The 18,695-nt window shown below is 31.3% G+C and carries 21 protein-coding genes and 1 pseudogene; 18 read left to right on the top strand and 4 right to left on the bottom strand.

Features of this window, described 5'->3' with window-relative positions; genetic code table 11:
• From AJ886_RS10925 to argS, 4 genes and pseudogenes are all read left to right on the top strand, one after another.
• A pseudogene (locus AJ886_RS10925) lies at positions 1-747 on the top strand (highly acidic protein); the annotation flags it as partial.
• 2 nt (positions 748-749) lie between these two features.
• Positions 750-1,367 carry a guanylate kinase gene (gene gmk, locus AJ886_RS08875; RefSeq protein WP_070286622.1) on the top strand — a complete coding sequence of 206 codons (618 nt, stop codon included), beginning with the start codon at positions 750-752 and terminating at the stop codon, positions 1,365-1,367.
• A 1-nt stretch (position 1,368) separates the two neighbouring features.
• Positions 1,369-1,608, top strand: coding sequence for a twin-arginine translocase TatA/TatE family subunit (locus AJ886_RS08880; RefSeq protein ID WP_002852866.1), 240 nt, complete (start codon positions 1,369-1,371; stop codon positions 1,606-1,608).
• Positions 1,609-1,619: 11 nt separating this feature from the next.
• Positions 1,620-3,212, top strand: coding sequence for an arginine--tRNA ligase (gene argS / locus AJ886_RS08885; protein WP_070287573.1), 1,593 nt, complete (start codon positions 1,620-1,622; stop codon positions 3,210-3,212).
• A 17-nt stretch (positions 3,213-3,229) separates the two neighbouring features.
• Here the strand turns inward: argS and AJ886_RS08890 are convergent, their stop codons facing one another.
• Positions 3,230-3,538 carry a DMT family transporter gene (locus tag AJ886_RS08890; protein ID WP_002861886.1) on the bottom strand — a complete coding sequence of 103 codons (309 nt, stop codon included), beginning with the start codon at positions 3,536-3,538 and terminating at the stop codon, positions 3,230-3,232.
• Positions 3,538-3,879, bottom strand: a complete 342-nt coding sequence (locus AJ886_RS08895; protein ID WP_002777281.1) for a DMT family transporter — start codon at positions 3,877-3,879, stop codon at positions 3,538-3,540. The genes AJ886_RS08890 and AJ886_RS08895 overlap by 1 nt, the downstream gene beginning before the upstream one ends.
• A 105-nt stretch (positions 3,880-3,984) precedes the next feature.
• Here AJ886_RS08895 and AJ886_RS08900 point away from each other — a divergent pair, with 105 nt between their 5' ends.
• From AJ886_RS08900 to AJ886_RS10355, 12 genes are all read left to right on the top strand, one after another.
• On the top strand, positions 3,985-4,692 hold the full coding sequence (locus tag AJ886_RS08900; protein WP_002787769.1) for a YebC/PmpR family DNA-binding transcriptional regulator: 708 nt from the start codon (positions 3,985-3,987) through the stop codon (positions 4,690-4,692).
• A gap of 10 nt (positions 4,693-4,702) precedes the next feature.
• A complete protein-coding gene (locus AJ886_RS08905; protein ID WP_070287574.1) occupies positions 4,703-5,176 on the top strand; it encodes a peptidylprolyl isomerase in 474 nt (157 codons plus the stop codon).
• A gap of 145 nt (positions 5,177-5,321) precedes the next feature.
• Positions 5,322-6,770: a DUF3373 family protein gene (locus tag AJ886_RS08910; protein WP_070287575.1), complete on the top strand. Its 1,449-nt coding sequence runs from the start codon at positions 5,322-5,324 to the stop codon at positions 6,768-6,770.
• Positions 6,771-6,780: 10 nt separating this feature from the next.
• Entirely contained in the window at positions 6,781-7,008 is a 228-nt protein-coding gene (locus tag AJ886_RS08915; protein ID WP_044779097.1) for a hypothetical protein, read from the top strand.
• Positions 7,009-7,089: 81 nt separating this feature from the next.
• Positions 7,090-7,689, top strand: coding sequence for a DedA family protein (locus AJ886_RS08920; protein WP_070276646.1), 600 nt, complete (start codon positions 7,090-7,092; stop codon positions 7,687-7,689).
• An 81-nt stretch (positions 7,690-7,770) separates the two neighbouring features.
• Positions 7,771-8,547, top strand: coding sequence for a threonine/serine exporter family protein (locus AJ886_RS08925; RefSeq protein ID WP_002881600.1), 777 nt, complete (start codon positions 7,771-7,773; stop codon positions 8,545-8,547).
• Entirely contained in the window at positions 8,544-9,038 is a 495-nt protein-coding gene (locus tag AJ886_RS08930; protein ID WP_002831613.1) for a threonine/serine exporter family protein, read from the top strand. The genes AJ886_RS08925 and AJ886_RS08930 overlap by 4 nt, the downstream gene beginning before the upstream one ends.
• Positions 9,039-9,109: 71 nt before the next feature.
• Positions 9,110-9,373: a zf-TFIIB domain-containing protein gene (locus tag AJ886_RS08935; protein ID WP_002861877.1), complete on the top strand. Its 264-nt coding sequence runs from the start codon at positions 9,110-9,112 to the stop codon at positions 9,371-9,373.
• 74 nt (positions 9,374-9,447) lie between these two features.
• Positions 9,448-10,398: a CDF family cation-efflux transporter CzcD gene (czcD, locus tag AJ886_RS08940; protein WP_070286619.1), complete on the top strand. Its 951-nt coding sequence runs from the start codon at positions 9,448-9,450 to the stop codon at positions 10,396-10,398.
• Positions 10,388-10,582: a heavy-metal-associated domain-containing protein gene (locus AJ886_RS08945; protein WP_070233533.1), complete on the top strand. Its 195-nt coding sequence runs from the start codon at positions 10,388-10,390 to the stop codon at positions 10,580-10,582. Before czcD ends, AJ886_RS08945 begins: the two co-directional genes overlap by 11 nt.
• Positions 10,582-12,681 carry a copper-translocating P-type ATPase CopA gene (gene copA / locus AJ886_RS08950; protein WP_070287576.1) on the top strand — a complete coding sequence of 700 codons (2,100 nt, stop codon included), beginning with the start codon at positions 10,582-10,584 and terminating at the stop codon, positions 12,679-12,681. Before AJ886_RS08945 ends, copA begins: the two co-directional genes overlap by 1 nt.
• A 96-nt stretch (positions 12,682-12,777) precedes the next feature.
• The gene (locus tag AJ886_RS10355; protein WP_261663033.1) at positions 12,778-13,179 is read left to right on the top strand and encodes a DUF2165 family protein; all 402 of its coding nucleotides are present in this window, start codon (positions 12,778-12,780) and stop codon (positions 13,177-13,179) included.
• Here AJ886_RS10355 and AJ886_RS08960 read toward each other — a convergent pair.
• Together AJ886_RS08960 and rho are read right to left on the bottom strand one after the other, a co-directional pair.
• Positions 13,176-14,702: a DNA polymerase III subunit gamma/tau gene (locus AJ886_RS08960; RefSeq protein ID WP_070287577.1), complete on the bottom strand. Its 1,527-nt coding sequence runs from the start codon at positions 14,700-14,702 to the stop codon at positions 13,176-13,178. The genes AJ886_RS10355 and AJ886_RS08960 overlap by 4 nt on opposite strands.
• A gap of 3 nt (positions 14,703-14,705) precedes the next feature.
• On the bottom strand, positions 14,706-16,004 hold the full coding sequence (rho, locus tag AJ886_RS08965) for a transcription termination factor Rho (RefSeq protein ID WP_002853705.1): 1,299 nt from the start codon (positions 16,002-16,004) through the stop codon (positions 14,706-14,708).
• Between the two features lie 108 nt (positions 16,005-16,112).
• Between rho and AJ886_RS08970 the strand changes: the two genes are divergently transcribed.
• Both AJ886_RS08970 and ccoS read left to right on the top strand, forming a co-directional pair.
• The gene (locus tag AJ886_RS08970) at positions 16,113-18,470 is read left to right on the top strand and encodes a heavy metal translocating P-type ATPase (RefSeq protein ID WP_083267260.1); all 2,358 of its coding nucleotides are present in this window, start codon (positions 16,113-16,115) and stop codon (positions 18,468-18,470) included.
• Complete coding sequence (ccoS, locus tag AJ886_RS08975; RefSeq protein ID WP_002852798.1) at positions 18,467-18,673, top strand: cbb3-type cytochrome oxidase assembly protein CcoS; 207 nt, start codon at positions 18,467-18,469, stop codon at positions 18,671-18,673. Before AJ886_RS08970 ends, ccoS begins: the two co-directional genes overlap by 4 nt.
• The last annotated feature ends 22 nt before the right edge of the window (positions 18,674-18,695 follow it).

Below are 18,695 nucleotides of genomic sequence, written 5' to 3' on the forward strand. Positions count from 1 at the left end.
TTAACTTTGGAAGATCGCGAAAGCGAAAAAGAAGACTTAAGCCAAGAACATACAGCTTTGGATTCTGAGCCTAGTATAGATGAACTAGATGATAAAAATGATGAAGATTTAGAAGATAACAAAGAATTGCAAGCTAATATAAGCGACTTTGATGATCTTCCTATGGTCGAAGAGCAAGAAAAAGAAATGGATTTTGATGATATTCCTGAGGATGCTGAATTTTTAGGTCAAGCAAAAGATAATGAAGAATCAGAGGAAATTTTAGAGGAGTTTACTCCTGTTGTGGAAGAAGATGTTCAAGATGAAATGGATGATTTTATTTCAAATTTGAGCACTCAAGATCAAATCAAAGAAGAACTAGCTCAACTTGATGAGCTTGATTATGGTATTGATAGTGATAATAGTAGCAAGATTTTAGAAGATTTTAAAGATGAGCCAATTTTAGACGATAAAGAATTAGGAACAAATGAAGAGGAAGTGGTTGTGCCAAATTTAAATATAAGTGATTTTGATGCATTGAAAGAAAGTGATATACAAGAAGCTCTTGGAGAGGAAATTGTAGAAAAAAATGAAGAGCCTATAGTAAGTAATGCAACTAAAGATGATAATAGTGAAGAGATAGTTAATGAGCTTAGCCAAAGTATAGTAGGAGCGATCACTTCAAGTATTAAGGATGATACCTTAAAAGCTGCTCTTAAGGGTATGAATATGAATATAAATATAAACATTAGTTTTAAAGAGGATTAAAATTGCAAGGTTTTATTTTGTTGATTTCAGGTCCTAGTGGAGCTGGAAAATCAACTCTTTTAAAAAAACTTTTTGATGAATTTGAAGATGAGCTTTATTTTTCTATTTCTTCAACAACTCGCAAACCAAGAGAGGGTGAAAAAAATGGAATACATTATCATTTTATATCTCATGAAGAATTTCAAAAAGGTATAGATGGTGATCATTTTTTAGAATGGGCTAAAGTGCATGAAAATTTTTATGGCACTTCTTTAAAGCACACTCAAGATGCTTTAGATAATGGAAAAATAGTTGTTTTTGATATTGATGTGCAAGGATTTAAAATAGCCAGACAAAAAATGGCTGATAAGATTGTTTCTGTTTTTATTACTACAAAAAATAAAGATGAGTTAAAAAAAAGACTTATTAAGCGAAATACTGATACAATAATACAACTAGAAAAAAGATTACAAAACGCTAGTGATGAAATGAAAGAGCTTAGCGAGTATGATTATCTTATCATTAATGATGAGCTAAAGCAAAGCTATGAAGCATTGCGAGCGATTTTAATTGCCCATAAATTTAGAATCAAAGGGCAGAATCTAGGACAAATTCAAAATATTTGGAATGAAGGAGAATAAAATGGGTGGTTGGTCAAGTCCAAGTCATTGGTTGATTATTTTATTGATTGTTGTATTGCTTTTTGGAGCAAAAAAAATTCCAGAACTTGCAAAGGGTTTAGGCAAAGGTATTAAAACTTTTAAAGATGAAATGAATAATGATGATGAAGTAGCAAAAAATACTCAAAAAATAGAAGAAAACAAAAACACAACTAATAATACAAATGCTGATGCAAGTATAGACGAAACAAAAAAAGCTTAAGGTTTAGTCTTTTGAAAAGTATTATTTTTAATGAAATTAAAAAGATTTTAGAGTGTGATTTTACACTTGAAAATCCAAAGGATAAAAATTTAGCACATTTTGCTACCCCTTTGGCTTTTTCACTGGCTAAGGAATTAAAAAAATCTCCTATGTTGATTGCTAGCGACTTAGCGAGCAAATTTCAAAATCATGATTGTTTTGAATCGGTTGAAGCTGTAAATGGGTATTTAAATTTTAGAATTTCCAAAACTTTTTTAAATGAACTTGCAAATCAGGCTTTAGCAAATCCAAATGATTTTTCTAAAGGAGAAAAAAAACAAGAAAGTTTTTTGCTTGAATATGTGAGTGCAAATCCTACTGGACCTTTACATATAGGACATGCAAGAGGCGCTGTTTTTGGAGACACCTTAACAAGACTTGCAAGACATTTGGGTTATAAATTTGATACAGAATACTATGTCAATGATGCGGGCAATCAAATTTATTTACTAGGGCTTTCTATTTTACTAAGTGTGAAAGAAAATATACTTCATGAAAATGTTGAATATCCAGAGCAATATTACAAAGGCGAGTATATAGCAGATTTGGCAAAAGAAGCTTTTGAAAAATTTGGTAAAGAATTTTTTAGTGAAGAAAATATCCCTAGTTTAGCTGATTGGGCAAAAGATAAAATGCTTGTTTTGATTAAACAAAATTTAGAACAAGCAAAGATTAAAATTGACAGCTATGTAAGCGAAAGATCGTATTATGACGCTTTAAATGCAACTTTAGAATCTTTAAAAAAACATAAAGGAATTTACGAGCAAGAAGGTAAAATTTGGCTTGCTTCTTCGCAAAAAGGCGATGAAAAAGATAGGGTAATTATCCGTGAAGATGGACGCGGGACTTATTTGGCAGCAGATATTGTTTATCATAAGGATAAAATGAGTCGTGGTTATGGCAAGTGTATTAATATCTGGGGAGCGGATCATCATGGTTATATCCCTAGAATGAAAGCTGCGATGGAGTTTTTGGGATTTGACTCTAATAATCTTGAGATTATTTTAGCACAAATGGTTTCCTTGCTTAAAGATGGAGAGCCTTATAAAATGAGTAAAAGAGCAGGAAATTTTATCTTGATGAGCGATGTGATTGATGAAATAGGAAGTGATGCTTTGCGTTATATCTTTTTGAGTAAAAAGTGCGATACTCATTTGGAATTTGATATTAGTGATTTGCAAAAAGAAGATAGCTCTAATCCTGTGTATTATATCAACTACGCACACGCTAGAATTCATCAAGTGTTTGCTAAAGCTGGTAAAAAAATCGATGATGTAATGAGAGCTGATTTACAAAGTTTAAATCAAGATAGCGTAAATTTGCTTTTTGAAGCTTTGAATTTAAAAGCTATTTTAAATGATGCTTTTGAGGCTAGAGCTTTGCAAAAAATTCCTGATTATCTTAAAAATTTAGCTGCAAATTTTCATAAATTCTACAATGAAAATAAAGTTATAGGCTCTGCAAATGAAAATGATTTACTTAAATTATTTTCTTTGGTTGCTCTTAGTATTAAAACCGCATTTTCTTTAATGGGTATTGAAGCGAAAAACAAAATGGAACATTAAAACAGCATTTTGCTGTTTTAATAATTTAGTAAAAATACTGCTATTATTACGATAATGATGCCTAAAATTCCTATTTTGTTTAATTTTTCTTTATATAAAATCCATCCACCAAGACAAGTTCCTATGATGCCTATAGCACCCCAAGTTGAGTAAGCTATGCTTAAAGGAACGTATTTTAAAGAAAAAGAAAGTAGAAAAAAAGCAAGTATAGCATTGACAATCGCAGCCAAGCCCCAAATTTTATGTTTAAAACCATCTGATTTTTTTAGCAATAAATTTGCTATGATATCTAAGAATGCTGATAAAACAATGATAAAAATATACATTATTCTTTAACCTCGCCTATATTAATCATGATAATTCCAACGATAGAAAGAACAATGCCTAGAATTTGAGTTAAGGTTAAACTCTCTTTAAAAACTATAAAAGAAACTAAAAGTATAAGAATAATCCCTAAAAGTTCCCATACAGCATAGGCTATGCCTACTTGAATTTTTTTAATTGCCTTGCCCATAAAAAAATAAGAAAAAGCTATAAATAAAGCCATAAATATATAGCCTAAAATTTGATTTTCCATTTTTAAAAAACTAGTACCTAAAACTTCAAATACAATAGCAGCAATCAAGAAAAACCAAGCAACAAAAAGTTCTTTTTTTGCGATATTCAAAAACTTCTCCTAAAATAAATGGTAAAATCATACCATTTAAAGCTTTAATTAGCCTTTTTAGTTTATACTTTTAAGTTTGAAAATCTTTAAAGAAAGTGAGAATTTATGGGACGAGCATTTGAATACCGAAGAGCTTCTAAAGAGGCTAGATGGGATAAAATGAGCAAGCTTTTTCCTAAGCTTGCTAAAGCCATACAAGTAGCTGCTAAAGAAGGTGGCACTGATCCTGATATGAATCCAAAATTAAGAAGCGCTATAGCTACAGCAAAAGCAAATAATATGCCAAAAGATAATATAGATGCAGCTATTAAGCGTGCGAGTGGAAAAGATAGTGCAGATATTAAAAACATTCATTATGAAGGAAAAGCTGCGCATGGAGCTTTAGTTATAGTTGAATGTATGAGTGATAACCCTACACGCACCGTGGCCAATGTAAAAGCTATTTTTAGCAAGAATGGTGGAGAAGTTTTACAAAATGGATCTTTAGGCTTTATGTTTACAAGAAAAGCGGTTTTTCATCTTGAAAAATTTGCAGGAGATTTAGAAGAATTAGAACTTGATTTGATCGATGCAGGGCTTGAAGAATTAGAACAAAATGAAGAAGAGTTGGTAATTAGCGGTGATTATACTGCATTTGGTGAGCTAAGCTCTGCTATAGAAACTAAGGGTTTAGTTCTTAAAAAAGCAGGACTTGAGTATATACCAAACAATCCTGTAAGCTTTAGCGAAGAACAGCTTAGTGATATAGAAAAACTTTTAGATAAGTTAGAAGATGATGATGATGTTCAAGCTGTTTATACAAATATAGATTAAGGAGAAAAATATGATAAAAACAATTGACACAAGCAAAGTAAATGAATACAAATTTGCTCTTATAGAAACTGAAAAAGGTACAATGAAGCTAAAACTTTTTGGTGATGAGGCTCCACAAACGGTTTGTAATTTTGCTACTTTGGCTATTGAAGGATTTTATAAAGATTTAAATTTTCATCGTGTGATTCCAAATTTTGTCATACAAGGGGGTTGTCCACACGGCAATGGTATAGGTGGGCCTGGATATGAAATCATTTGTGAATGTGATGAACAAGAACATAAGCATGAGCGTGGAACCTTATCTATGGCGCATGCAGGACGCGATACGGGTGGATCCCAATTTTTCATTTGTCATAGCCCTCAAGCTCATTTAGATGGGGTTCATACTGTTTTTGGGCAAATTGATCCAAAAGATGAAGAAAGTTTGGAAGTTTTAGACTCTATACGCCAAGGAGATAAAATTTTAGATATAAAAATTTTGTAATTAAATTTAAATCTTATAATGTAAAGCTAGTCATAAAATTTGACTAGCTAAAAATAATTAACACATAATTTTTTTTAAAGCTTTTTTTTCTATAATTATAATTTTATTTCAGTGAAATGTAACAAAATTACAAGGAGTTATGATTATGAAAACTAAGTTTTCACTTATTTTAAGTGCTTGTCTTCTTTCATCTTCACTTTTTGCTAAAAATACAGATGATGAAATAACCAAGCTTCAAAAACAGCTTGCACAAATTCAAGCTGAACTTGCACAAATCAGAAAAGAAAGGGAAGCTCAAGCTAAGCAAAATGAAGCTGTAAAAGCTGAACTTGCTGATCTTAATGATAGAGCTGATGAAACAGAATTTCAAGCTGCTTTAAGCAAGGTTAAATTTGGACTTGAGTTTTCAACAGCGGTTTCAAATACAAACTATAAAGTTAGCGGACAAGATTATAGTGCTAATAACAAATGGATGAATGAGCTTCATTTAAATATGAATGCTGATATTAATGATAAAACCAAATTCTATGGTCGTTTATCTATGGCTAAAAACTGGTCTCAAATGGGTTGGAGTGGTACTCCTTATGACTTAGATGCAGGAAGAAACACAAGAACAAGTGGGCCTGTACTTTATGTAGATAGAGCTTATCTTGATTACTATATCACACCTGAGTGGATTGCAACTATAGGAAGACAGCCAGGAACCGATGGTCCAGGAAGTAATCTTAGAAACAATGCTTTAAGACAATCCACTTATCCAGCCTTGGCAATCAACGCTCTAGGTGATGCAGCGGTGATCACTTATAAACCTGAAAGTTTGCAAGATCATAAGGTAGCTATCCGTGCAGCTTATGGTAAAACTTATCAATGGGATGAAGAAGGCAAGGTAAGAGACTGGATGAGTGATCAAAAAGATGCTGATGCAAATCTTTACTATGCTGCAGTAGAAGGAGAGCTTCCTATAGAAGGCATGGGAGATAATTTAATATTATTTAATATTGCATATTTAAGCGATTTTGCTTTGCCGCTTAACAATGGTCCAATTGCTTTACCACCTAGTGGTGTCGGTACTACTATTCTTGATGATGATGGTGTGGTAAATTTAGGAGATTTAACTATAGCAAATCTTCATTTTGAAAACTATAAAGCTTTTGGAACGAATTTTAATTATTTTCTATCTTTAGGTTATTCTCACGGGAATAACAATCAATTAAGTTCGACATTAAGTGCAATTCTTAAAAGTCAAGGTTATGGCGATGGCAAGTTTAATGAAGAAGATGGCTATGCTGTACATGTAGGTGGACGCTATGATTTTACCAAGGCTTTAAAAGTAGGATATGAGTTCTTCTGGGGAAGTAGATACTGGTATACTATGAGCCGTCCAAGTATCAATGATCCACTTAATATAAGAATGACAAGAGGAACAGCACATGATTTTTATGTGATTTATCAACTTGATAGATATCAATTCTTACGCTTAAGCTATACTAATATCCAAAACATTTGGGGCAATCGTGGCTTACCATTTGGTGGAGCGAAAAAAGATAAAGCAAGAGCTGATAATATCATGTTAATGTATAATGTAAAATTCTAAGGAGCAAAAGATGAGAAAAATACTTTTTGCAAGTTTATTACCTATCATTGCTTTGGCTGATTGTGCAAGTTTGATGGCAAAATACGAAGCTCCAGAGCCAGAGTCAAAAACAATGAAACAAGTTGAACGCTGGATTAGTAAAAAAGTTAGCGATCCAGCTGATGCTGCTATTTTAAAAGAGTGCATGATCGCTCGTGCAGCGGACAATCCAAATCAAGTTTCAGTTGCAGGTAAATAAAAAAAGCGGTGTAAAACCGCTTTTTACTGTTTAATCTTTTAAGCTACAATTTTTTAAAATTTTTCTTCAAATAAGGCTAATATGCAAGAAATCATTTCTTTTATTGTTGAGACGGCTAGCGCTTGGGGGTATTTGGGTATTATTATCTTAATGACCTTAGAGAGTTGTTTTATACCTTTTCCAAGTGAAGTTGTTATGATACCTGCTGGATATTTGGCACATAAAGGAGAACTTGATATTACTCTTTGTATACTTAGCGGGACTTTAGGTTCTGTTTTAGGGGCTTTGATTAATTACTATATTTGCTTTTTTTGGGGTAAAAATTTTGTATTAAAATGGGGTAAGTATTTTGGCATAAATGAAGCCAAATTTGCTAAATTTGAAGAATTTTTTAACAAACACGGGGAATTTTCAACCTTTACTTGTCGTCTTTTACCAGGAATTCGTCAGTACATCTCTATGCCTGCAGGTTTGGTAAAAATGAAACTTGTAAATTTTATACTTTTTACTGCACTTGGTAGTGCTATTTGGGTGGCTATACTTGTATTTTTGGGTTATTATATAGGACAAAATGAAGAGTTGATTAAAACTTATTTAACTCAAATTTTAATCATTATAATTGTTTTTGTGATTTTAGCAAGTTTAATTTATATCAAAATCAAAAAGCCTTTTAATAAATGATTTAAATTATAAATATTTTTTTCTTTATTATTTTCAAATTTGCTATAATTGTAATAAATTCAAGTTAAAGATGATCAAAATATGGAAAAACCTGATATACAAAGATTAACTAATTTTTTAATCATATATACTAAAACTTTGCTAGGTGCTGGAACTTATACAGCTAGGGTGGCAAAATGCGTAGGAAGAATAGCCGAGGTTTATGGCTATGAGATAAATATCAATTTCTTTTTTCATCATATTACTTTAAATGTTGTAGATATGGATGATAACTCCATTCAAAGAACTTATGTCATACCCAATCATCATGCCCATGTTAATTTCAAGCTTATTTTTGATTTAAGTGCTTTAAGCTGGGCTATATATGATCACAAATACGATCTTGAAAAAGCGCAAGTTGTTTTTGAGAAAATTTCTCAACAAAAAAAGCATTCTTATTTGCTTAATCTTTTGTTTGTTTCTATGGCAAATTCGGCTTTTTGTAGGCTTTTTGGCGGTGATTTTGGCGCTGGAAATTTAGTGTTTTTTGCAACTTTCGTGGGATTGTTGTTAAGATATATTTTAACTAAAGCAAAGATTGATTTAAGAATTCAATACATTCTTTGTTCTTTTATCTCATCGTGGTTTGTATTTTTTGGACTGGATATGGGATATACCAATACTTCTGATGTGGCTTTGGGTTCTAGTATTTTATATCTTATACCAGGGGTATTTTTTATAAATTCTGTGATTGATATATTAAAAGATCATATTTTAATGGGGCTTAGTCGTATTATCAGCGTGGCTATTTTGATTTGTTGTATAGCACTTGGAATTTACATGACGCTTAGTATTTCGGATTTTGGGATTTTAAGATGATTGAATTTATTTTAAGAGATATGTTTTTTGCTGCTGTGGCGGGATTTGGCTTTGCTTATGCTTGCAATCCACCTTTAAAAACCCTTATTTTATCTGCTCTTTTAGCAGCAATTGCGCATGGGCTTCGTTTTACTTTGGTGGAATATTTTCATTTTCAAACTTTAGCAATTGCAACTTTTGTTGCTTCATTTTGTATAGGATGTTTAGGAATTGTTCTAGCAAAAATCATCAAAACCCCTGCTGAAATTATCGCTTTTCCTGCTCTTATTCCTATGATACCTGGAATTTATGCTTATAAAGCGATTTTGTATCTTATTTCTTTTATACGCAGTGATGATTTGAAGGCTAAGTCTGAATTTTTGGTTCAATTTTTTGATTATTTTTTTACAACTGTTTCTGTGACTTTGGCTTTAGCTATAGGAGTGAGTGTTACTTTGCTTATATTTTTTGAACAAAGTTTTATGATGACTAGACATGCAAAAAAACATTAAAACTTGTTGTAAAATTGTTTAACATTTCTTTTTATAATTTTAAATCAAAAATTTAAAAAAGGCGGTATTGTATGTTATGTCCAGTTTGCAATGTGGATTTGGTTATGAGCGATAGGAGTGGAGTTGAGATTGATTATTGTCCAAAATGTCGTGGCGTTTGGCTTGATCGTGGAGAACTTGACAAAATCATAGAACGCAGTGTCCCTAATGCAGCAAATTTTAACCAAGTTTCAAGACAAGAGTCAAGATATAATAACTCAGCTTATCATCAGCACAATGATTACTATAAAAAGAAAAGGAAAGAAAGTTGGCTAGGCGAACTTTTTGACTTTTAATTTTTATAAGAATAACAAATATTTATATTCTTTTTAACTTAATATCTTAAAATGTCAAGCAAAAAGGATATAAAATGTATAAATTTTTATCACACGAGCCTTTAGTTAACAAATCTTGTAATCATAATCACGAAGAACATTCTCATGAACATCATCATTCCCATGCTGATGCAAGAAGTGTGGATAAAAAGATTTTAAAAATTTCTCTTTTAATGACTTTTTCTATGATGCTTGTGCAATTTATTTATTCAATCCTTTCAAATTCTTTAGCACTTTTAAGTGATACTTTGCATATGTTTTCTGATGTTTTTGCCTTAGCTCTTAGTTTTTTAGCCATTATAGCTGTAGAAAAATGGCAAGATCATCAAAAGACCTTTGGGTATTTTCGTCTTGAAGTTTTAGTGGCTTTTATTAATGCTTTAACTATTATTTTATCGGCTTTATTTATCATTTATGAGGCTATAGAAAAATTTATTAATCCAAAAGAAATTGACGCTAAAACCATGATAATTGTAGCTATTTTGGGCTTTTTGGTAAATGGGATTAATGCTTTGATGATGTTTAAGGGTGCAAATTTAGAAAATGTCAATATGAAATCTGCTTTTTTACATATGATGAGTGATTTATTGGGTTCTTTAGTGGTTATTATAGGTGGGATCGCGGTGTATTTTAGTGGTATTGTTTATATAGATACGATTTTAGCTATTGTATTATCAATCTTGCTTTTAAGATGGGCAATTATCTTGCTTAAACAAAGCGCTAATGTCTTGCTTGAAAGTTCTCCTGTGGATATAGAAAAAGTAAGACAAGTTTTACTTTTAAATCCTAGTGTGGATGAGGTGGTGGATTTGCATATTACTCAAATTACCAATAAAATGTTAGTAGCTTCTATGCATTTAAAAGTGAAAGTTTGCGATCTAAAGGAATTTGAAAAACTATCTCAGGATTTATCCCATAAATTACTACATGAATTTGAAATCGGGCACATTACTATACAACCTATAAGGAGTGAAAATGAAATTTAAAGTAAAAAATGTTAATTGCATGAATTGTGTAAATTTGATCAAAAATTCTCTTGAAGATGAATTTGGAAATATAGAAGTGGATTTGGAGCAAAAAATTTTAAGTTTAAATTTAGAAGAGAATCAAGTATCAAATTTTTCAAAAGAATTTCAAGATTTAGGTTTTGAAATCATAGAGCGTTTATAATGGAAGAATTGCGTATAAAAATAGGTAAAATGACTTGCGTTAATTGTTCTAACGCTATAGAAAGAGCTTGTAAAAAAATTGATGGTGTTAAAGATGCTAGTGTTTCTTATGTGAATTCTAGCGGAGTTTTTTTACTTGAAGATCAAGAAAAACGCAAAGATATCATCGCAAAAATTAAAAATTTAGGCTTTGAAATTTTAGAAGATGAACAAAGCTTGAACGCATACAAGGCAAAAAAACACTTAGAATTAAGAAAAAATTTGCTTTTAAGTATAGTTTTGAGTGTGATTATTATGTATTTTGAAATGTTTGTTAAAACTTCTTTTTCGCAAAATATCCAAATGGCTTTGAGTTTTTTTGGGATATTTTATTGCGGGAGAGACTTTTTTTCTCATGCTTTTTTAGGACTTAAAAGTAAAAATTTAGATATGAATACCCTTGTAGCTTTAGGGACTTTGAGTGCTTTTGTGTATTCTTTTTTAGTGTATTTGCAAATTTTTAAAGAAGAAGATTTGTATTTTAGTGGTGCAATGATGATTATTTCCTTTGTGCTTTTAGGAAAATATCTTGAAAGTAAAGCTAAATTTAAAGCACAAGATTATCAAAGAATTTTGGAAAATATAGATACAAAAAAGACAAAAATTTTGCTTGAAGATGAAAGTATTAAAGAAATTCCAAGTTCTTTTGTCAAAAGTGGCGATGTGCTTTTGGTAAAAGAAGGAGAAAGCATTGTTGCAGATGGGGTGGTGCTTTTAGGGAGCGCAGAGCTTGATATGAGTTTTTTAAATGGGGAGTTTTTACCTGTTTTAAAAAAAGAAGGCGATGAAGTTCAAGCAGGAGCAGTAGTTTTAAATGGCGCTTTAAGGATCAAAGCAAACAAAAAGGCTATGGATAGTACTTTAGAACAAATCAAAAATCTAGTTTTTGAAGCAGGAAATATCAAAAGTCCTTTGGCAAATTTAGCAGATCAAATTTCTAAATACTTTGTAGGGGGTATAATATTTTTTGCTTTTTTAGTTTTTGTTTTTTGGGCGCTAAAAGCGGATTTAAATACAGCTTTTTTACACGCTTGTGCTGTGCTTTTGATTTCTTGTCCTTGTGCTTTAGGGCTTGCAACGCCTATAGCTTTGGTTGTGGCAAGTGCAAATGCGGCAAAAAATTTCATTCTTATTAAAAATCCTGCTGCTTTAGAAAAATTAGCCTTAGTTAAGTACGCTTTTTTTGATAAAACAGGTACATTAACAAAGGAAAATTTGAGTATTTTTAAGCACAATCTTTCTAAAGATGATTTTGATAAATTATGTCAAATTGAAAGTTTAAGCTCTCATCCTATAGCCAAGGCTTTGCATAAAGATCAAATTTTTGATTTAAAGGGCGAGGGAAGAGTGATTGTGGGTTCTGGTATAAAATACAAAGAAGATAATGATATTTATCTTGTAGGTAGTGCGGAGTTTTTGCACGAAAATGAAATTGACACAAAAGAAAGCGATATCTTTTTTGATTCTTTTAAAGAATATGTTAGGGTGTATTTTGCTAAGAATAAAAAGTGTTTAGGCGGTGTTTTATTAAGTAATGCTTTAAAAGATGGGGCCAAAGAGCTTGTGTTAAATTTAAAAGGGCAAAATCTTAAAACTTTTATTTTAAGTGGTGATCATATAAAAAATGTAGAAAAAATAGCTAAAGAATTACAAATAGACGAATTTCATGCCCAACTTAAGAGTGAAGAAAAACTACAAATCATTCAAAAATTTAAAAAAACTCTTTTTGTAGGAGATGGGATCAATGATGCGGCGGCTTTATCTGCTGCAAGCGTGAGTATGAGTTTTTCAAAGGCAAATGAACTTGCAAAAAAAACAGGAGATTTTATCTTGATAAAAGATGATTTATCAGCGATTTTTAAATGTTTTAAACTTGCTAAAAAAACACGCAGGATTATTAAGCTAAATCTTTTTTGGGCTTTTATTTATAATGTACTTTGCATTCCTATCGCAGCAGGATTTGTACCTTTTATCACTTTAAGTCCTCATATAGCAGCACTTGCAATGTGTTTTAGTTCTGTTGCTGTGGTACTTAATTCTTTAAGGCTTAAAAGAATTTAAAAATTTAATTTTTATTAATAATATATTATTAAAATGGTATAAATGTAACAAAAATGTTTTTGCATAAGTAAAATGATTTGATTTTCAAAAATTATTATTTTGCTTACCGTTGCATCGTTAGCAGGTATAGTGGTTTTTAGAAATGTGACAGATTATAATTCTAATTTCCAATTTGTTTCGCATGTGATGAGTGCGGATATAAAGTCTGATTATTTAGGTAATGCTATAGTTTATGGGGTTATTACTTCTCCTGTGATTCATCATATAGGCTATATAATAATTATTCTTTTTGAAATTTTTATTACCTTAACAGCCCTAAAAGGTGCTTATGATATGTTTAAAGCTAGAAATTTAGATGCTCAAAGCTTTCTTAACGCTAAGATTTTTGGGATTATTTCCTTAACTTGTTGCTGTATTTATGGTTTGCCTGGTGCTACAAGATTGGTAACTTATATGTTTTTAGCTTTGATTTTCATCTCTCTTAAAAATGATGATTAATTTTCTATACTAGGCTCCCCAAAACAATCTTTAAGAGCCTCTTTAAGATCTTCTTGTGGGTCAAATTTTTTAGCTCCTTCTTTAAGCATATTAATAGAACTTTGAATATTGTTTTTATTTTCACTGTTTGGTAATTCTTGAGTTAAGGATTGAAGCTTATTTTCATCAATTGTTAGTGCTTTTTGCACATTAATTTTTGCATTTTCTCCAAATTTAGCTTTAAAAAGTTCTTGTATAAGTTTAAAGCCTTTATTGAGTATATCGCGATTTTTCCCTTGGGCATTTGAACTTATACTTAAAGTATTGCTTTCAAAACTAATAAATTTTGTGCTTTGTTTAAAGCATTCTGCAAGATCAAAATCCCTATCATAAATACTATCAAGCAAGATTTCATAAGCATTTTTTTCTATTTTTTTCTCAAGATTAGGCATGATAGGAGAAGGTGTGATCTTAGGTGTAGTATTTGTTATATTTTCTTGTTTGATTTCTTGGATTTGTGCGTCAATTTCTTTTAAATGACTTGCTTCCATCATCATAAAAGCCATAACACAAAGCGTAAAGCCATCATCATCGCAAAGCATATTTTTAGCTTTTGATAAAATACGGAAAAATCTTTCATAAATTAAAGTAGAAAATTCTGTACTTTTTGCAAAAAAACTTTCTTTTAAATAAAAAAGCATTTCATCAATCACGCTTGAAGCTTCATAGTCTTGCAATTCTTCTAAATATGCAAAAACTTTTTCTTTGTCTTTTGTTAAAATAGCCTGATAAAAGGCTTTGATTTTTTGAGGATCTAAAAAGCCTAACATATCTGTAATTTTACTAATGCTGATTTCATTTTGACAAAAAATAATGGCTTGATCAAGCAAGGTTAAAGTATCTCTTAAAGATCCATTGCCACTTCTTGCTATGAATTTTAAAGCTTCTTCTTCAAATTTAACATTTTCTTTAAGTAAAATTTTTTTAAGATGATTTAAAATTTCACTTTGTGGAATTTGTTTAAAGCGAAAATGTTGTGTTCTAGAAAGCACAGTAGCTGGGAGTTTTAAAGGATCTGTTGTTGCAAGTATAAATTTAACATAACTTGGTGGTTCTTCTAAGGTTTTTAAAAGCGCATTTGCAGCTTGCGGGGTAAGCATATGCACTTCATCGATGATGAAAATTTTAAATCTTGCCATGGAAGGGGTGTATTTGGTTTGTTCGATTAAGGTTTGTATGTCTTCAAGTCCACGGTTGCTTGCAGCATCCATTTCTATAATGTCTATATGTTTGCCTTCAAGTGCTGCAAGACAGTGCTTGCAAGTGCCACATGGAGTATCACTTGGCCCTTGTTCGCAAACTAAAGCACGAGAAAAAATTCTAGCACTCGAAGTTTTTCCACTTCCTCTAAGTCCTGAAAAAAGATAAGCATGAGCTAAGCGATTATGATTTAGAGCGTATTTTAAACTTACGCTAACTGTCTTTTGTCCTATGAGTTCATCAAAGGTTTTTGGTCTGTATTTAATCGCTAAAGCTTGAAGCATTTTCTACTCGTTCATTATAGATAAAAGTTCTACATTGTCTTTGGTTTTAAGCATTTTAGAATATAAAAATTTCAATGCCTCAACATCATCCATTTGAGAAATCGCCGAACGGATCGCCCAAATTTTTTGAAGATTTGCTACGCCTTGGAGTAATTCTTCTTTTCTTGTTCCTGATTTGATGATATTAATCGCAGGATAAATTCTTCTATCAGCGATATTTCTATCAAGAACTATTTCGCTATTTCCTGTGCCTTTAAATTCTTCAAAAATTACATCATCCATCCTTGAACCTGTGTCAATTAAAGCCGTAGCAACTATGGTTAAAGAGCCTCCATTTTCTATATTTCTAGCTGCACCAAAGAAGCGTTTTGGTTTGTGTAGGGCATTAGCATCCACCCCACCGCTTAGGACTTTTCCACTGCTTGGAGTTGCAGTATTGTAAGCACGTGCAAGTCTTGTGATGCTATCAAGTAGGATAATAACATCTTTACCTGTTTCTACCATTCTTTTGGCTTTTTCTATCACAAGTTCAGCTACACGCACATGATTATAAGCAGGCAAATCAAAAGTAGAACTAAAAACTTCGCCTTTTACGCATCTTTGCATATCAGTAACTTCTTCAGGTCTTTCATCGACTAAAAGCACGATTAAATGCATTTCGGGGTGGTTTTTTGCAATAGCAGTAGCAAGTTCTTTCATAAGCTCTGTTTTACCTGTGCGTGGTGGAGCAACGATGAGCCCACGTTGTCCTTTTCCTATAGGGGTAAAAAGATCTAAAACACGACCCGTAAGCTTCATCGCATCGTATTCGAGTTTGATTTTTTCTGTTGGAAAAATAGGGGTTAAGTTATCAAATAAAGGTCTTTCTTTGGCTTCTTGTAAAGGCAGATAATTGATCGCTTCAATTTTTAAAAGAGCGTAGTATTTTTCTTGATCTTTAGGTTCTCTAACTTGTCCTGTAACGATATCGCCTACACGCAGAGCAAATTTTCTAATTTGTGAATTTGAAACATAAGCGTCATTAACACTATCGCTAAGATTAGAGTCCATGCCTCTTAAAAAGCCATAACCTTCAGAAGAAATTTCTAAAATCCCTGTAAAAAGTATGAAACCGCCTTTTTTTGTTTGTGCTTTTAAAATTTCAAAAATAAGTTCTTGACGGCGAAATTCTCTTGGGTTTTCGATTTCACATTCATTAGCGATTTTAACTAGATTTTCTAAATCTAATAATTTTAATTCTTCGATTTTATAACCTTCCACTGGAACGTGGGTTCTTTGATGTTGTTTTTTTTCTTTTTCCATGAGTCCTCGTAAGATTTAGCAGAATAATTTTTGTAAAATGTGATTTTAGTAAAAAAATGCACTTTTTGTCAAATTTGTCTATAATTATAAAAAATATTTTTTTAAAGAATGATTATGAAATGTGAACATTGTAGACTTGATTATAAACAAGCCCAAATGATAAAGTATAAGGGTAAATTTTTTTGCTGTAAGGGTTGTGAGAGCGTTTGGGAAATTTTACATGAAAGTGGATTAGATGAGTTTTATGAAAAGCTTGGAAATCAAACTTTAAGCCCTGTAAATTTTCAAAATGAAATGAAAAATTATGATGAGTTTATTACTAAAACTAAAGAAGGATTTAGTGAAATTTATCTCATGATACACGGTATAGAATGTGCAGCTTGTGTGTGGCTTAATGAGAAAATTTTAACGAAGCAAGAAGGAATTTTAGAACTTGATATCAATCATTTAAACCATAAAGCACGCATTGTTTTTGATGAACAAAGCATTTCTTTGGTGCAAATTTTAAGACTTATTGAAAGTATAGGCTATAAAGCGAGTGCTTATGATGCGAGCAAGGCTTCAAAAAAAGCGGATTTACTAAAAAGAGAATTTTATTCTAAGCTTGTTGTGGCTATAGCTTGTGTGATGAATATCATGTGGATAGCAGTGGCAAAATACGCAGGATTTTTTAGCGGTATGGATAAGGATACTAAGGATATTTTAAATTTTGCTGAATTTATCCTTTGCTCTCCTGTGCTTTTTTATACGGGATCTCATTTTTATAAAAGCGCTTTTAAAACTTTAAAAATGCATAGTTTAAATATGGATGTATTGGTGATTAGCGGAGCGAGTTTAGCTTATGTTTATTCTTTATGGGCTATGTTTTTTAGGGTGGGGGAAGTGTATTTTGACTCTGTGGCGATGATAGTTTGCTTTGTATTTATAGGAAAATATCTTGAGATGTTTAGCAAAAAGCGTGCTTTAGATACCATAGATGGGCTTAATGATTTTTTGCAAAATGAAGTTTTGGTTTTTGATGGTAAAGAATTTGTTCCTAAAGAAGTGCAAAAGGTTTGTTTAGGGGATAGAATTTTGCTTAAAACTGGAGATAAAATTTTAATCGATGGGATCTGTAAAAGTGGTGAAATGAGCGTGGATACTTCTTCTTTAAACGGAGAAAGTATTCCAAAACTCATACAAAAAGAAGATGAAATTTTTTCAGCTTGTATAGTGCTTGATGGAAGTGTGGAGTATGAAGCAACAAAGCTTTACAAGGATTCAAAACTCAGTCAAATTATCCAGCTTTTAGAACTTGCAAGTTCTAAAAAAGCAAAACTTGAAAGTTTGGTCAATAGTCTTTCGGCTTATTTTTCTAGAACGGTTTTATTGATCGCTTTTGTTTGTTTTGCTTTTTGGTTTTTTTACAAGGAAGAGAGTTTTGAAATTTCTTTAGTCAATGCGATTGCAGTTTTGATTATCGCTTGTCCTTGTGCTTTGGCTTTAGCAACGCCAGTGAGCAATCTTGTAGCTTTAGGTAGAGCTTTGAAAAAACATATTTTGTTTAAAAGTTCTAGCGTGATAGAAGATTTAAGCAAATGTGATTGCGTGGTGTTTGATAAAACGGGTATTTTAACCAAAATAGAGCTTGAACTTAAAGAGGTTTTTTTAGATGAAGCGCTTGATTTAAATGAGCTTTATAATTTTGTAAAACTTTCTAAACATCCTATCTCTCAAAATATTGCGTCGTATTTAAAGCAAAAAGGAGCTAAGGAATTAAATTTAGATTTTAAAAAGCATTCAAGTATTCAAGCTAAAGGTTTAAGTGCTGAGTTAAATGAAGAGTTGCTTTTAGGCGGAAGTTCTAAATTTTTGCAAGAAAAGGGTATTGTGGCTAAAGAATTTGATAATACACATTTTATTTTTGCTAAGGAAGGTAAAATTTTAGCTTCTTTTGAGTTTGATAGTGTTTTAAGAGAAGGTGCAAAAGAGCTTATCGCTTATCTTAAAAAAGAAAAAAAAGAATTAATGATACTAAGTGGCGATCATCAAAAAGCAGTGGAAAAAATCGCTAAAAAGTTAGAAATTCAAAATTATCAAGCTTCTTGTTTGCCAGAAGATAAAATGAAAACTATAGAAAATTTAAGCAAAAATTACAAAGTTTTATTTGTAGGTGATGGGGTAAATGATGCACTAGCTTTAAAATATGCAAGTGTTTCGATGACTTTAAGAGAAGGAAGTGATCTAGCTATAGAAAGTAGTGATGTTTTACTTTTGAAAAATGACTTGCTTTCTTTAAAAAAAGCCATCAAATTATCTAAAAATACCTTTAAAATTATCAAGCAAAATCTTGCTTTTTCTTTGTTTTATAATGCTTGTACCATACCTTTGGCTTTTTTGGGTATGATTAATCCTTTATTCGCTGCTATTTCTATGTCTTTTAGTAGTATAATAGTTATTTTAAATGCTTTAAGGATTAAAGAATGAATAGTATAATCATGATGATGATAGGGGTTTCTATCTTAGCGTTTTTTATCATTTTGGCAACTTTGCTTTGGGGGATTAAAAATAAACAATTTGATGATGATTATAAATTTACTACTTTAAATGATGATGAGGATTCTTTGCGTGATGCTATAGAATTAGAAAGGCGTAAAAAAGAAGCTTTGGATAAAAAAAGGCTTTCTTAAAAAGAAAAGCCTTTTTTAGAAA

The organism is Campylobacter sp. BCW_6465, assembly GCF_001762815.1.
GTDB lineage: Bacteria > Campylobacterota > Campylobacteria > Campylobacterales > Campylobacteraceae > Campylobacter_D > Campylobacter_D jejuni.